We start from the raw sequence: 14,211 nt of genomic DNA on the forward strand, positions 1-14,211 counted from the left end.
TGACCCTGCCAAAACCCTGCCGCATCGTCCGCGCCCGAAACCAGAACGCACCCGGGAGACCCTGTTGAGCGAATATTTCCTGTTGCCGCTGGCCTCCCTGCCCTTCCCCAACATCGACCCGGTCATCGTCCAGATCGGCCCGCTGGCGGTGCACTGGTACGGCGTCGGCTACATCGTCGGCATCCTCTTTGCCTGGTGGTACGCCAAGCGCCTCGTCACCAATGCCAGGCTGTGGCCGGACGGCGCCTTGCCGATGAAACCGGAGGATCTCGACGACTTCATTGTCTGGGCAGCGATCGGCGTCGTGGTCGGCGGGCGCGCCGGCTATGTGCTGTTCTACGACCTGGCGCGCTACATCGCGCATCCACTCGACATCGTCGCCGTCTGGCAGGGCGGCATGTCGTTCCATGGCGGCCTGCTGGGCGTCATCCTCGCCATGACGCTGTTCTCCTTCAAGCGCGGCATCCGCACATGGACGCTGTTCGACGTGGTGTCAGCGGGCGTGCCGGTCGGGCTTGGCCTTGTGCGCGTCGCCAACTTCATCAATTCCGAGCTCTGGGGGCGGCCGACCGACGTGCCATGGGCGGTGGAGTTCCCCAATGGCGGTCCGTTCTCGCGCCATCCGAGCCAGCTTTACGAAGCCCTCCTCGAAGGCCTGGTGCTGTTCCTCGTGCTGCGCTTCCTCACCCATTCCAGGCTGAAGCTGAAGACGCCCCGCTTCGTCGGCGGCGCCTTCATCTGCGGCTACGGCCTGTCGCGCATCTTTGTCGAATTCTTCCGCGAACCGGACCAGCAGCTCGGCTACCTGCTCGGCACCAACTGGCTGACCATGGGCATGATCCTGTCGACGCCCATGGTGCTGGCCGGCATCTGGGCGATGGCCACGGCCAGGCCGGTGACGCAGACGCAACCGGCATGACGCGGCTGAAGACCCGCATCATCGATCTCATCGGTGCGGTGGGGCCGATCCCGGTCAGTGAATACATGGCGCTTTGCCTGTTCGATCCCGAGGACGGCTATTACACCACCCGCGAGCCTTTCGGCGCGGCGGGCGATTTCGTCACCGCGCCGGAGATCAGCCAGATGTTCGGCGAGCTGGTCGCCGTCTGGCTCTACCAGGCCTGGCAGGCTTCTGGCCGGCCGCTGCCCGCAACCATCGCCGAGATCGGCCCCGGCCGCGGCACGCTGACGAAGGACATGCTGCGCGCCGTCCTGCGGCTCGATCCCGCCTTCGCCGCCGGCGTCTCGTTCGCCATGATCGAGACCAGCCCGCGCCTGACCGAAGTCCAGAAGGAGACGCTCGCCGGCCAGCCGGTGAGACTTGACTGGCACCAAACCATCGAGACGCTGCCGAAAAAGCCGCTCTTCATCGTCGGCAACGAACTGTTCGACGCCGTGCCCATCCGCCAGTTCGTTCGGACCAGCTCCGGCTGGCGTGAACGCATGGTCGGCCTCGACGACGAGGATGGCCTGCGCTTCTTCGCCGGCGCCGGCTCGGTCGATCCCTCCCTGCTGCCAGCGGGCGCCGCCGACGCCCCGGAAGGGGCTGTGGTCGAAGTGGCGCCTGCCCGCGCCGCGCTGATGGCGGCCATTGCCGAACGGATAGCCCGACATGGCGGCGCCGGCCTGTTCATCGACTACGGCCATCTTCAGCCCGGCATCGGCGACACGCTGCAGGCCTTGCGCAAGCACGATCACGACAAAGTGCTGGCCAATCCCGGCGAGGCCGATCTGACCGCGCATGTCGATTTCGCCGCCCTCGCCGCCGTGGTCCGGGCCCACGGGCTCGATGTCCAGATGACGACGCAAGGCGACTTTCTGCTCGGCCTGGGCCTGCTCGCGCGCGCCGGCCAGCTTGGCGCCAAGGCCGACGACAGCGTGCGGCAGGCCATTTCCGATGCGGTCGAGCGTTTGGCCGGACCGGATGCGATGGGCGAGCTCTTCAAGGTATTGAAAATCCAGCCAAAAGTGGGCACGTCCTGATCCGCCGACGAGGCCCGATCGGCATCGGACGCACGCCGCCTGTTCGAGCCTCGTTCCGAACTTCGCCTTGACGAAATCCTCGGCGCGGACAACAAACCCATCCATGCTTGATCAGACCAAACCGGATCCTGTTCGCTCGCCGCTGCTCGACGCCGCCAGGACGCACGGCATCCGCCACGGCTATTTCACCCGCGTTGGCGGGGTCTCCGCCGGCATCTATCGCGGCCTCAATATCGGCACCGGCTCGAATGACGACCAGGAGCGCGTTGCCGAGAACCGCCGCCGCGTCGCCGACTGGATGGGCGTGCCGGCCAGCCATTTGCTGACCGCTCATCAGGTCCATTCGCCCGATGTCGTCATCGCCAGGGAACCCTTTGCCGGCCCGCGCCCCCAGGCCGACGCCATCGTCACCGACCGGCCGGGCATTGCCGTCGGCGCCTCGACGGCCGATTGCGGGCCGGTACTGTTCGCCGACGCCGAGGCGCGCGTCGTTGGCGCCGCGCATGCCGGCTGGAAAGGCGCCTTCGCCGGCGTGCTTGAAAACACCGTTGCGGCGATGGAAAGCCTCGGCGCCCGCCGCGAGCGGATCGTGGCGGTTCTCGGACCGTCGATCGGGCCGGAGAATTACGAGGTCGGCCCGGAATTCGTCGCTCGTTTCGTCGACGCCGATGCCGGCAATGTCGGTTATTTCGCGCCTTCGGCAAAGCCCGGCCACGCCATGTTCGACCTCAACCTCTATACGGTCGACCGGCTGAGAAAGGCGGGGGTCACCGCCGAGGGACTCGGCCGCTGCACTTACACTGAAGAAGACCTTTTCTATTCCTACCGGCGCACCACCCATCGCAAGGAAGCGGATTACGGGCGCCAGGTTTCGGCAATTGTTTTGGAGAAAGAATAATGGCGTTGCACTTCGAACGATCGGAATTCGACGCGCGGCGCGACCGGCTGATCATCGAGATGACGGAGAAGAAGCTCGACGCCGTGCTCCTGTTCGCACAGGAGAGCATGTACTGGCTGACCGGCTACGACACGTTCGGCTTCTGCTTCTTCCAGTGCCTTGTGGTGAAGGCCGACGGCTCGATGGTGCTGCTGACCCGCTCCGCCGATCTCAGGCAGGCGCGCCAGACCTCGATCATCGACAACATCGTTCTGTGGACCGACCGCGACGGCGCCAATCCGGCGATCGACCTGCGCAACCTGCTCAACGAACTCGACCTGCTCGGCGCCCGCATCGGCGTCGAATACGACACTCACGGCCTGACGGCGTACAACGGCCGCCGCCTCGACGAGCAGTTGCAGACCTTCGGCCAGATCGCCGATGCCTCCGGCATCGTCGGCCGGCTGCGCCTGTTCAAGAGCCCGGCCGAGATCGCCAAGGCCGAAAAGGCCGCCAGCCTCTCCGACGACGCGCTCGACGCGGCCCTGCCGCTGATCAAGCAGGGCGGCGACGAAGCGCTGATCCTCGCCGCCATGCAGGGCGCGGTCTTTGCCGGCGGCGGCGACTACCCGGCCAATGAGTTCATCATCGGCTCCGGCGCCGACGCGCTGCTTTGCCGCTACAAGGCCGGTCGCCGCAAGCTGACCAAGAGCGACCAGCTGACGCTCGAATGGGCCGGCGTCTTCCACCACTATCACGCGCCGATGATGCGCACGGTGCTGACCGGCAAGGTTTCGAAGCGCCATCAGGAGCTGTTCGATGCCGCCCGCGCCGCGCTTCTGGCGGTGGAGAAGGCGATGACGCCGGGCAACACCTTCGGCGACGTCTTCGACGCGCACGCCCGCACGCTCGAAGCCCACAATCTGACCAAGCACCGGCTGAACGCATGCGGCTATTCGGTTGGGGCCCGCTTCACCCCATCCTGGATGGACATGCCGATGTTCTATCAGGGCAATCCCGAGCCGATCGCGCCCAACATGACGCTGTTCGCCCACATGATCATTATGGACTCCGAAACCGAGACTGCGATGACCCTGGGCCGCACCTACCTGACCACCGAATCGCAGCCGAGGCCGCTGTCCCGCCATGATCTCGACTTGATCGTACAGTGAATCCATAATGGCAGGTTCGCGAGGGGCGTTCTTCGCCAGGGAGTTTTCAGGCAGATGAGACGATCGCAGGTGACGACCGTGTCATTGCTTGCCGCGTTGGCGTTGGCCGCCTGCACCAATGCCAAGGACGTTCTGGAACCCTCGGCCATCACGCCGCCGGCGGCCTCGGCGCAGACCCTGCCTGCCACTCAGAGCAATACGGCAACCACGACCGTTCCAGCGCCGTCGACGACTGCCCCGGCTGTTTCGTCGCCGGCTCCCGCTTCACCGGGCCAGAGCACCGCCGCCCTCGCCAGGACAAGGCTGCAGGTGGCGCCGATCGTCGGCGCCTCGGTGGAATCCGCGGCACCGCTGACGGCCGAGCTGCAGACGCGCGCCAGGCAGCGCGGCATCACGCTTGCCGGCAGCACCGACCAGACCGCCACGCATGTGCTGAAGGGATATTTCTCGGCGATCTCGGAAGGCAGCGACACCACCGTGATCTACGTCTGGGACATTTACGATCCCTCGGGCAACCGGCTGCACCGCATCAACGGCCAGCAGAAGGCGCCTTCGGTCAAGGGCGGCGACGGCTGGACGGCGGTCGCGCCGGCGACCATGCAAGGCATCGCCGACCAGACGATCGACCAGTTCGCCGCCTGGCTCGGCGGACAGGCCGGCTAAGCTGTTGCCGGCTTTCATCGCCTGCGACGTTTTTGACCTTGGCCGACGGAATCCCGATCACGAGGCTTGCAATACCGGCGCGGGCCGCTAAAAGCCCGCATCAAAGGCTCATGAGAGTCTGTCCGGTCTCTCCATCCTTCACCAGGAACGGTGCATGAAGCTTTTCGCGGGCAATTCCAACAGGGTGCTGGCCGAGGCGGTCGCTCGCTATCTGAACATCCCGCTGGGGAAGGCCAGCGTCCGGCGCTTCGCCGATCAGGAGATCTTCGTCGAGATCCAGGAGAACGTGCGCGGCGAGGATGTCTTCATCCTGCAGTCCACCTCCTTTCCGACCAACGATCATCTGATGGAACTGCTCATCATGATCGACGCCTTCATGCGCTCCTCGGCGAAGCGCATCACGGCGGTCATCCCCTATTTCGGCTATGCCAGACAGGATCGGCGCGCTTCCGGCCGCACGCCGATCTCGGCCAAGCTGGTCGCCAACATGATCACGCGCGCCGGCGTCGACCGCGTGCTGACGCTCGATCTCCATGCCGGCCAGATCCAGGGCTTCTTCGATATCCCGACCGACAACCTCTTCTCGGTGCCGGTGATGGCCCGCGACGTTAAGGCGAAATACAAGCAGCTCGCCAACGTCGTCGTCGTCTCTCCCGACATTGGCGGCGTGGTGCGGGCGCGGGCGCTGGCCAAGCGCTTCGATGCGCAACTCGCCATCGTCGACAAGCGCCGCGAACGTCCGGGCGAATCGGAAGTGATGAACATCATCGGCGCTGTCGCCGGCAAGGATTGCCTGCTGATCGACGACATCGTCGATTCCGGCGGCACGCTGTGCAACGCGGCCGACGCGCTGCTGGCCAACGGCGCCACCAGCGTCACCGCCTACATCACCCATGGCGTGCTCTCGGGCGGCGCGGTCGCCCGCATCAGCGGCTCGAAGCTGCAGGAACTGGTGATCACCGATTCCATCCAGCCGACCCAGGGCGTGCTCGACGCGCCCAACATCCGCGTCATCTCGATCGCCGACCTGATGGGCGAGGCGATCTCGCGCACCGCGACCGAGGAATCGGTGTCGAGCCTGTTCGACTAGACCCCTGTTCGACTAGACCATTGCGTTTTCCGGTCTGGCCGGGCCGCTCAGCCGCCGCACGCCCTCCCCGGCATCGCGCGCGCCGCGCATATAGCCGCGCGGCGAGGCGCCCAGCATGCGCTTGAACATGGTGATGAAGGCCGGCACGCTGTCATAGCCGAGGTCGAGCGCTACCCTGGTGATCGGCTCGCCGTCGGCAAGCCTGGGCAGCGCCGCGAACAGGCACGCCTGCTGGCGCCATGTCGACAGCGACAGCCCGGTCTGGCGATGGAAGGCGCGGGTGAAGGTACGGCGGCTCATGCCGGCGGCGTCGGCCCATTCGTCGATCGTCGCATGCGGCGAGGGTTCGGCGACGAAGCGCCGGCAAAGCGCCGCCAGTTTCGGATCCGACGGGAACGGCAGGCCGAGCGGCCGCTCCGGCAGGTTCGGGATCTCATGCAGCAGAAGCCCCATGATCAGCCCGCCGCGCCCTTCGAGCTCCGCGCCCTGCGGCAGCTTTTCCGATTCCACGATCAGGCTGTGCATCAGCTCGGTGATGCCGACGACGCGCAGTCCCTCCGGCAGGCCGGCAATCGCGTTCGGCATCACATAGACCGAACGCATCGAGACATCGCCCAGCATTTCGACGGAATGCTCGATCCCGGCGGGGATCCACATGGCGTGGTCGGGCGGCACCATCCAGCGCCCGTGTTTCGTCGTCACCAGCACGACGCCGACCAGCGCATGCAGCAACTGGCTGCGGCTGTGGCGATGCAGTGGCACGTGATAGCCGTCGGGATATTCGGTCGGCAGCGCCACCGCTGGGCCGACAGCCTCCTCCAGCCACTGCCAGCGGCTCTGGTGCAGCCGGCCGAGTTCGGCGGCATCGCCCTTGAAGACTTCCCTGCCATGCGGCATTGGCGATGGCCCACTTGCGAAACTATTGGACCAAACCACGAAAGAAGTCGCTTTGCAACCATCCTATAAGGCTGCCTGCGGATCGTTGCCTAGAAGTCCACGGAGCATGCCTTGACCGACACCACAGCCACCGCCGTCGCCACTCCGGCGCCGGCCAGCCACACTTCGGCGCAAGCGACGGCCTTCACCGTCATTCTTGCGGTGAGCTTCTGCCACTGCGTCAACGACATCATGCAGTCGCTGCTGTCGGCCATTTATCCGCTTCTGAAAGACAATTACGGTCTCGATTTCTGGCAGATCGGGCTTTTGACCTTCACATTCCAGGTGACGGCGTCGCTGCTGCAGCCGCTGATCGGCGCTATCACCGACAAGCGGCCGATGCCCTATTCGCTGCCTTGGGGCATGGCCTCCTCGCTGATCGGGCTGGTCGTGCTCGCACATGCCGGCCACTACTGGCTGCTGCTGATCGGCGCCTCGCTGATCGGCATCGGCTCGGCGATCTTCCATCCGGAATCTTCGCGCATCGCCCGCTTCGCGTCGGGCGGCCGCTACGGTCTTGCCCAGTCGCTGTTCCAGGTCGGCGGCAATTTCGGCCAGGCGATGGGGCCGCTGCTCGCTGCCTTTATCGTCGTGCCCTTCGGCCAGACCAGCATCTCCTGGTTCGCCGTCGGTTCGCTGATCGGCATTGTCGTCCTGTGGCAGGTCGGCGGCTGGTACAGCCGGCTGCGCGCCTCGCTCGCCAGCCGCAAGCAGGCCAGCTTCGTCTCGCCCTTCCCGCGCCGCAAGGTCATGTGGGCACTGGCGGTGCTGACGCTGCTGGTGCTGACCAAGAACGCCTACATCGCCTCGATCTCTAGCTACTACACCTTCTACGCCATCCATAAGTTCGGCGTTTCGGTGCAGATGAGCCAAGTCATGCTGTTCCTGTTCCTCGGCGCCTCGGCGCTGGGCATCCTGCTCGGCGGCCCGTTCGGCGACCGCTATGGCCAGAAGGCGATGATCTGGTTCTCGATCGTCGGCGTGCTGCCGTTCACGCTGGCGCTCCCCTACGCCAACCTCGAATGGACGATGGTGCTGACGGTGCTGATCGGGCTCATCCTGTCGTCAGCCTTCTCCAACATCGTCGTCTTCGCGCAGGAACTGGTGCCTGGTCGCGTCGGCATGATTGCCGGCATCTTCTTCGGCTTCGCCTTCGGCATGGGCGGCATCGCCGCCGCCGTGCTCGGCGTCCTGGCCGACATGAAGGGCATCGACTTCGTCTACCAGGTCTGCTCGTATTTGCCGCTGCTCGGCCTGCTGACGGTGTTCTTGCCGAACATGAAGGAAGCGCGGAAGGCGGAAGCGGTGACCCGTTAAGGAACCGCCGATCTTCGGGACTCGACGTGAGCTCGTGGCAGTTGCCACGCGCTCATGGATTCTCTCCCACACGCCAGGCGAAAGCCTGTTAGTGTTTGAAACGTGTGCGCGACATCACGAGACGTAGCGCGAACGCCTTCAACTTGACCTGAAGTGCCGGGCTCAGCGCCCGATCGGTGCGCTGCGCTACGAGCGAGATGAGGCAATCTGTAGTGTCCAGACTTAAAGACAAGGTCGCGCTGATTACCGGCGGCACCAGCGGCATCGGTCTGGCGACGGCGCGGCGCTTCATTGAGGAAGGCGCTCGTGTCGCCATCACTGGCACCAACACGGGCCGTCTCGAGGAGGTCCGCAAGATTCTTGGCGGCGATACGTTTGTCATCGCCGCCGACGCCGGCGATGTTACGACGCAGAACGATATCGCGCGACAGATCGGAGAAACCTTCGGCAGGCTCGACGCCGTCTTCCTCAACGCCGGCATCGCCGACCTGCGCCCGCTCGATGACTGGACCGAGGCGGCGTTCGACAGGAGCATCGATATCGACCTCAAAGGCCCGTATTTCCTGATCAAGGCCCTGGTGCCGCTGCTTTCGAACCCATCCTCGATCATCCTCAGCGGCTCGGTCAACGCGCATATGGGAATGGCCGGGACACACGTCTATTCGCTCGCCAAGGCCGGCATGATCTCGCTCGCCAGAACGCTCTCCGGCGAACTGATAGGGCGCGGCATCCGCGCCAATGTGATCAGCCCGGGTCCGATCGACACGCCGCTCAACGACAAGCTCGGGCTGGATGCCGAAGCGGCGAAGGCGCGCGCCGAGGCAGTGGTCGGCCTGGTGCCTGCCGGTCGTTTCGGGACCGCCGAGGAAATTGCCAACGCAGTGGTTTTTCTCGCTTCGGACGAATGCCCGTTCATCGTCGGTGCGGAAATTCTGATCGACGGCGGCTTGAGCATCGCCTGATATCGGCACGGCCTGACCCAAGAACACCCGCCAGATGGCGGGTGTCTTTTGTTATGTTCCGAAAGGCCTTACGCCTTGAAGAAGGCCAGAAGGTCGGCGTTGATGATGTCGGCATGGGTCGTGGCCATGCCATGCGGAAGACCCTTGTAGACCTTGAGCTCACCCTTCTTGAGCAGCTTGATGGCGAGCAGCGCGGAGTCCGCGATCGGCACGATCTGGTCGTCGTCGCCATGCATCACCAGCACCGGCACGTCGATTGCCCTAAGGTCCTCGGTGAAGTCGGTTTCCGAGAATGCCTTGATGCAGTCGTAGTGCGCCTTGGTGCCGCCCATCATGCCCTGGCGCCACCAATTGTCGATGACGCCTTGCGAGACTTCGGCGCCGGGACGGTTGAAGCCGTAGAACGGGCCGGCCGGAACATCGCGGAAGAACTGGGCGCGGTTGGCGGCCTGGGCGGAGCGGAAGCCGTCGAACACCTCGATCGGCAGGCCGCCGGGATTGGCCGCGGTCTTGAGCATGATCGGCGGCACCGCGCCGATCAGCACCGCCTTGGCGACGCGGCCGCCAGCGCCGTACTTGGCAACGTAGCGGGCCACCTCGCCGCCGCCGGTGGAATGACCGACATGGATGGCGTTCTTGAGGTCGAGATGCGCAGCGAGTTCGGCGACATCGGCGGCGTAGGTGTCCATCTCGTTGCCGGTATCCGTCTGGGTGGAACGGCCATGGCCGCGCCGGTCATGAGCGATGACGCGATAGCCCTTCGACAGGAAGAACAGCATCTGGGCGTCCCAGTCGTCGCTGCTCAACGGCCAGCCGTGATGGAAGACGATAGGCTGGCCAGCTCCCCAGTCCTTGTAGAAAATCTCGGTTCCGTCCTTGGTGGTGATCGTGCTGCTGCCCGGCTTGGTCATCTCAATCTCCATTGATTATTTTCGCGATAATCAATATCGCGACAACGATATCGTTAGCGCAGATCGAAACCCCTGTCCACAAGAAATATGTATCGCGATATCATTTTCCGTGGTAAACATTGCAAAATGCTCAGTCGGCAAAGGGAATTCGCCGTGCCTCTCCCGTTGGACAATCAGCTCTGTTTCGCCCTCTACGCCACGAGCATGGCGATCAACCGCACCTACAAGCCCATGCTCGACGAGATGGGGATCACCTACCCGCAATATCTCGTGCTCAACGCGCTGGGAGAGGCGGATGGCATGTCGGTCGGCGCGATCGCGCGCAGGCTGGCGCTGGAATCGAGCACCGTCACGCCTCTGGTCAAGCGCATGGAGCAGGCCGGTCTTGTGAGCCGCCAGCGCAGCCATGCCGACGAGCGCCAGGTGCAGGTTGATCTCACCGTGGCCGGCCGGGCGCTGCTCACGCAATGCAACTGTCTGGGTGAAACGCTCATCGAGCGCTCCGGGATGACATTGGCCGAGATCGATTCCCTCACCCAAAAGGTCTGGGCCTTGCGCGAGGCGCTCGCTGCCGATCAGACCGCTGTTCCGGGCCGACCGTTGGAAATGTAACTCTTCACGCGCGGCAATGGCGGCGCCTCGAGACCCGCGAAAGGGTCGCGCCATGCATCGATCGCCTCGAGTTGGTCATACCAGCGGCGTATCGACGGATAGTCGTCGAGCGGCAGCCCGGCAGCATCGTTGAAGGGCAGAAACGTCGCCATGCGAAAGTCGGCGTACGAGACGGAATTTCCGACCAGCCACTCCCTTTGCGCGAGCACCGGGGCGAGGATGGCGGCAGCCGCGTGGAAAACCCTGAACCCTTCCTCGACCAGGGCCTGGTCGATAGGACCCAGCCCCCAGCGCTGCTTGGTGCCGCGCTCGAAATGCACCATGTCGCAGCCTCTGGCGAAATTCTCCTTGCCCCAGCTTATCCAGCGGATCATGTCCGGCTCATCGTCCCCGCCGCGCCAAAAATTCGAGCCCACCTCGCGGGAGAGCCGACAGGCGATGGCGTCGGCCTCCCACAGGCTCCATCCGGAGCCGACCAGTATCGGCAAGGTCAGATTTGGGTTGAGCACGCGATAGCGCTCGGCCTGCCCCGATGCCATGGGTGAGGCGAATTCGAACGTAACGTCCGCTTTGAGATGGCGCGCCGTCGCGACTCCGAGGCGAGGATTGGGATTGCGGCTGAACAGGAGTTTCATATCGAATGCTCGCGGGTTGGTTGAGACAACTGCCGCAGGACGATTGAAGCCTGCCCGATCCTACATCCGGACGGACGGGGAATCTTGACTGTGTGCTTTCGACATTGGAAACGTCGCGAAAGCCTTCCAGACCAACCGCTTGCGCCTGCGCCCGCCTTCCGCTATAGAGCCGCCACCCGCGTAGACACCCTTGGAGGCAACGCGGCGGAAGGCTGCCTTCCCTTGTGATCCCCGAACAAAGGTCCGCTTCTGGCGGCCACCGGCGTTCGGACATCCAGGCCTGGCGGCTTTCGACGTTTCGGCTGGGCATATTGCCTGCCGCAAACGCTCCACAACACGCGAAAGGAAATGCCATGAGCCACGATACTTACGAGCTCAAGGCCGAAGCGCGCGAACAGGTCGGTAAGGGGTCCGCCCGTGCAGTTCGCCGTAAAGGTAAAGTGCCTGCAGTGATTTACGGCGACAAGCAGCCTCCCCTGGCGATCGCCCTCAACTACAAGGACGTCTACTACAAGATCCACGGCGGCGGGTTCCTGACCACGGTCGCCACGATCGATGTCGGCGGCAGCAAGATCCAGGTTCTGCCCAAGGACTTCCAGCTCGACCCGGTCAAGGATTTCCCGGTCCATGTCGACTTCCTGCGCATCGGCAAGGACACCGAGGTCAATGTCGACGTGCCTGTCCACTTCATCAATGAGGACAAGTCGCCCGGCATCAAGCGCGGCGGCGTGCTCAACATCGTGCGTCACGAGGTCGAGTTCCACTGCCCGGCCAACGCGATCCCGGAGTTCATCACCGTCGATCTCGCCGGCACGGATATCGGCGACTCGATCCACATCTCGGCGGTTACGCTCCCGGCCGGCGTCAAGCCGGTCATCGCCGACCGCGACTTCACCATCGCCACCATTGCCGGCTCGTCGGCGATGAAGCCCGAGGTCGAAGAGACGGTCGAGGCGGCAGCGCCCGAAGCGGCTCCGGCCGCCGAAGAGAAGTAATTTTCCCGCCCGGAGACGACGATGCTTGTGTTCGCAGGCCTCGGCAATCCGGGCGCGAAATATGCCAACAACCGGCACAATGTCGGTTTCATGGCGGTGGACGCGATCGCCCGCCGCCATTCTTTTTCGCCCTGGTCGAAGAAATTCCAGGGCCTGATCGCCGAAGGTACGCTCGCCGGCGAAAAGATCCTCCTGGTCAAGCCGCAGACCTTCATGAACCTGTCCGGCCAGGCGGTCGGCGAGGCGCTGCGCTTCTACAAGCTCGAGCCTGCCGCGCTCACCGTTTTCTATGACGAGATCGACCTTGCCGCCGGCAAGGTTCGGGTCAAGGTCGGTGGCGGCTCCGGCGGCCACAACGGCATTCGCTCGCTGGACGACCATATCGGCAAGGCCTATCGCCGCGTGCGTGTCGGCGTCGGCCATCCGGGCGTCAAGGAAATGGTGCACGGCCACGTGCTTGGCGACTTCGCCAAGGCGGACCGCGAATGGCTCGAGGTTCTGCTCGACACCATCGCCGAGGACGCCGGCCTGCTGGCCAAGGGCGACGACAATTCCTTCATGAACCGCATCACGCTCGCCCTGCGTGAAAAACTGACGCCAACCGGCGACGACGACCGCCCGCCGCCCAAGGCGGCGAAGGCGCAGAGCCACATTCGCCAGGCACGGCCGCAGCAGGCGCCGGCAAAGCTGCCCGAAACCGGCCCGATGGCCGCCATGCTGAAGAAGCTGTTCGGCGGCAAGGGCTGAACGTCGCCGGGGATGGCGGCCGAGGGCTTGACGTTCGTCACCCCTTTCGCCCATAGCCCTGATCAAATTTCGATTTCCCGATAGGACCGGACAAAATGGGTTTCAAATGCGGCATCGTCGGCTTGCCTAATGTCGGCAAGTCGACGCTCTTCAACGCGCTGACCAGGACGGCGGCGGCGCAGGCCGCCAACTATCCGTTCTGCACCATCGAGCCCAACACCGGCGAGGTCGCGGTGCCGGACTCCCGCCTGCAGAAGATCGCCTCGATCGCCAAGTCGAAGGAGATCATCCCGACACGCATCTCCTTCGTCGACATCGCCGGCCTGGTGCGCGGCGCCTCCAAAGGCGAAGGGCTGGGCAACCAGTTCCTCGCCAACATCCGCGAGGTCGACGCCATCGTCCATGTGTTGCGCTGCTTCGAGGACGATGACATCACCCATGTCGAGGGCCGCATCGACCCCGTCGCCGATGCCGAGACGGTCGAGACCGAGCTGATGCTCGCCGACCTCGAAAGCCTCGAGCGCCGCATGGTCCAGTTCCGCAAGCGCGCCGCCGGCAAGGACAAGGAAGCGATGACCGTGCTGCCGATGATGGAGGCGGCGCTCGAACTGCTGCAGGCCGGCAAGCCGACCCGCATCCTGTTGAAGGGCATAGCGGCGGAGGATCTGCGCATCCTGCAGGGGCTGAACCTGCTCACCTCACACCCGGTTCTCTACGTCTGCAACGTCGCGGAAGCCGATGCCGCGACCGGCAACGAGCACTCCAGGGCCGTGGAAAAGATGGCCGCCGCGCAGGGCGCCGGCACTGTCGTCATCTCGGCGGCGATCGAAGCCGAGGTTGCCCAGCTTTCCGACGAGGAGGAGATGGAGTTCCTTGCCTCTCTCGGGCTCGACGAGCCGGGTCTCAACAAGGTGATCCGCGCCGGCTACGACCTGTTGCATCTCATCACCTATTTCACCGCCGGGCCGAAGGAGACGCGCGCCTGGACCATTCACAAGGGCGACAAGGCCCCTCAGGCGGCCGGCGTCATCCATACCGATTTCGAGCGCGGCTTTATCCGCGCCCAGACCATCGCCTTCAACGACTTCGTCACCCTCGGCGGCGAAGTTGCGGCCAAGGAGGCCGGCAAGGCCCGCGATGAAGGCAAGGAATATGTCGTCCAGGACGGCGACGTCATGCTGTTCAAGTTCAACACCTGACGGTCTGGGCTACGCGCGGCTGGCTCACCAGAAATGACTTGACCAAACGCCTGTTGGCCGGCATCCGGGGTGCCGATCCTAACGGGATCGCGCGTTCGTCAACCGGATCCGG

General features: G+C 64.6%; 15 protein-coding genes. 12 read left to right on the forward strand and 3 right to left on the reverse strand.

Annotated elements, in window-relative coordinates; genetic code table 11:
• Positions 1-64: 64 nt before the first annotated feature.
• From lgt to EN857_RS06530, 6 genes are all read left to right on the forward strand, one after another.
• Positions 65-919, forward strand: coding sequence for a prolipoprotein diacylglyceryl transferase (lgt, locus tag EN857_RS06505; protein WP_127392946.1), 855 nt, complete (start codon positions 65-67; stop codon positions 917-919).
• Positions 916-1,983 (forward strand): class I SAM-dependent methyltransferase, encoded by a 1,068-nt coding sequence (locus tag EN857_RS06510; protein WP_127392947.1) that lies wholly within the window; start codon positions 916-918, stop codon positions 1,981-1,983. Before lgt ends, EN857_RS06510 begins: the two co-directional genes overlap by 4 nt.
• 103 nt (positions 1,984-2,086) lie before the next feature.
• On the forward strand, positions 2,087-2,881 hold the full coding sequence (pgeF, locus tag EN857_RS06515; protein ID WP_127392948.1) for a peptidoglycan editing factor PgeF: 795 nt from the start codon (positions 2,087-2,089) through the stop codon (positions 2,879-2,881).
• Positions 2,881-4,032 carry a Xaa-Pro peptidase family protein gene (locus tag EN857_RS06520; RefSeq protein WP_128273768.1) on the forward strand — a complete coding sequence of 384 codons (1,152 nt, stop codon included), beginning with the start codon at positions 2,881-2,883 and terminating at the stop codon, positions 4,030-4,032. Before pgeF ends, EN857_RS06520 begins: the two co-directional genes overlap by 1 nt.
• Before the next feature lie 54 nt (positions 4,033-4,086).
• Positions 4,087-4,695 (forward strand): hypothetical protein, encoded by a 609-nt coding sequence (locus EN857_RS06525; RefSeq protein ID WP_127282828.1) that lies wholly within the window; start codon positions 4,087-4,089, stop codon positions 4,693-4,695.
• Positions 4,696-4,849: 154 nt separating this feature from the next.
• The gene (locus tag EN857_RS06530) at positions 4,850-5,785 is read left to right on the forward strand and encodes a ribose-phosphate pyrophosphokinase (RefSeq protein WP_006202540.1); all 936 of its coding nucleotides are present in this window, start codon (positions 4,850-4,852) and stop codon (positions 5,783-5,785) included.
• A gap of 12 nt (positions 5,786-5,797) precedes the next feature.
• Here EN857_RS06530 and EN857_RS06535 read toward each other — a convergent pair whose 3' ends face one another.
• Positions 5,798-6,682, reverse strand: a complete 885-nt coding sequence (locus EN857_RS06535) for a helix-turn-helix transcriptional regulator (RefSeq protein ID WP_127392498.1) — start codon at positions 6,680-6,682, stop codon at positions 5,798-5,800.
• A 111-nt stretch (positions 6,683-6,793) separates the two neighbouring features.
• On the opposite strand from EN857_RS06535, the gene EN857_RS06540 reads away from it, so the two are divergent.
• Together EN857_RS06540 and EN857_RS06545 are read left to right on the forward strand one after the other, a co-directional pair.
• Positions 6,794-8,038 (forward strand): MFS transporter, encoded by a 1,245-nt coding sequence (locus EN857_RS06540; RefSeq protein WP_127392499.1) that lies wholly within the window; start codon positions 6,794-6,796, stop codon positions 8,036-8,038.
• Positions 8,039-8,250: 212 nt separating this feature from the next.
• On the forward strand, positions 8,251-9,000 hold the full coding sequence (locus EN857_RS06545) for an SDR family oxidoreductase (RefSeq protein WP_135858217.1): 750 nt from the start codon (positions 8,251-8,253) through the stop codon (positions 8,998-9,000).
• 68 nt (positions 9,001-9,068) lie between these two features.
• On the opposite strand, the gene EN857_RS06550 is transcribed toward EN857_RS06545, so the two are convergent.
• Positions 9,069-9,911, reverse strand: coding sequence for an alpha/beta hydrolase (locus tag EN857_RS06550; protein ID WP_127392501.1), 843 nt, complete (start codon positions 9,909-9,911; stop codon positions 9,069-9,071).
• A 153-nt stretch (positions 9,912-10,064) separates the two neighbouring features.
• Between EN857_RS06550 and EN857_RS06555 the strand changes: the two genes are divergently transcribed.
• Positions 10,065-10,523: a MarR family transcriptional regulator gene (locus EN857_RS06555; protein WP_126059384.1), complete on the forward strand. Its 459-nt coding sequence runs from the start codon at positions 10,065-10,067 to the stop codon at positions 10,521-10,523.
• Here the strand turns inward: EN857_RS06555 and EN857_RS06560 are convergent.
• Entirely contained in the window at positions 10,487-11,158 is a 672-nt protein-coding gene (locus tag EN857_RS06560; RefSeq protein ID WP_127282824.1) for a glutathione S-transferase family protein, read from the reverse strand. The two genes, EN857_RS06555 and EN857_RS06560, sit on opposite strands and share 37 nt — an antisense overlap.
• A gap of 353 nt (positions 11,159-11,511) precedes the next feature.
• Between EN857_RS06560 and EN857_RS06565 the strand changes: the two genes are divergently transcribed.
• From EN857_RS06565 to ychF, 3 genes are all read left to right on the forward strand, one after another.
• Complete coding sequence (locus EN857_RS06565) at positions 11,512-12,153, forward strand: 50S ribosomal protein L25/general stress protein Ctc (protein ID WP_135858219.1); 642 nt, start codon at positions 11,512-11,514, stop codon at positions 12,151-12,153.
• 21 nt (positions 12,154-12,174) lie between these two features.
• Positions 12,175-12,900 (forward strand): aminoacyl-tRNA hydrolase, encoded by a 726-nt coding sequence (gene pth / locus EN857_RS06570; RefSeq protein ID WP_127392502.1) that lies wholly within the window; start codon positions 12,175-12,177, stop codon positions 12,898-12,900.
• 95 nt (positions 12,901-12,995) lie between these two features.
• Positions 12,996-14,099 carry a redox-regulated ATPase YchF gene (gene ychF / locus EN857_RS06575; RefSeq protein ID WP_127392503.1) on the forward strand — a complete coding sequence of 368 codons (1,104 nt, stop codon included), beginning with the start codon at positions 12,996-12,998 and terminating at the stop codon, positions 14,097-14,099.
• Positions 14,100-14,211 lie beyond the last annotated feature (112 nt).

This window comes from Mesorhizobium sp. M4B.F.Ca.ET.214.01.1.1 (genome assembly GCF_004791545.1).
In the GTDB taxonomy this organism is placed as follows: Bacteria; Pseudomonadota; Alphaproteobacteria; order Rhizobiales; family Rhizobiaceae; genus Mesorhizobium; species Mesorhizobium abyssinicae.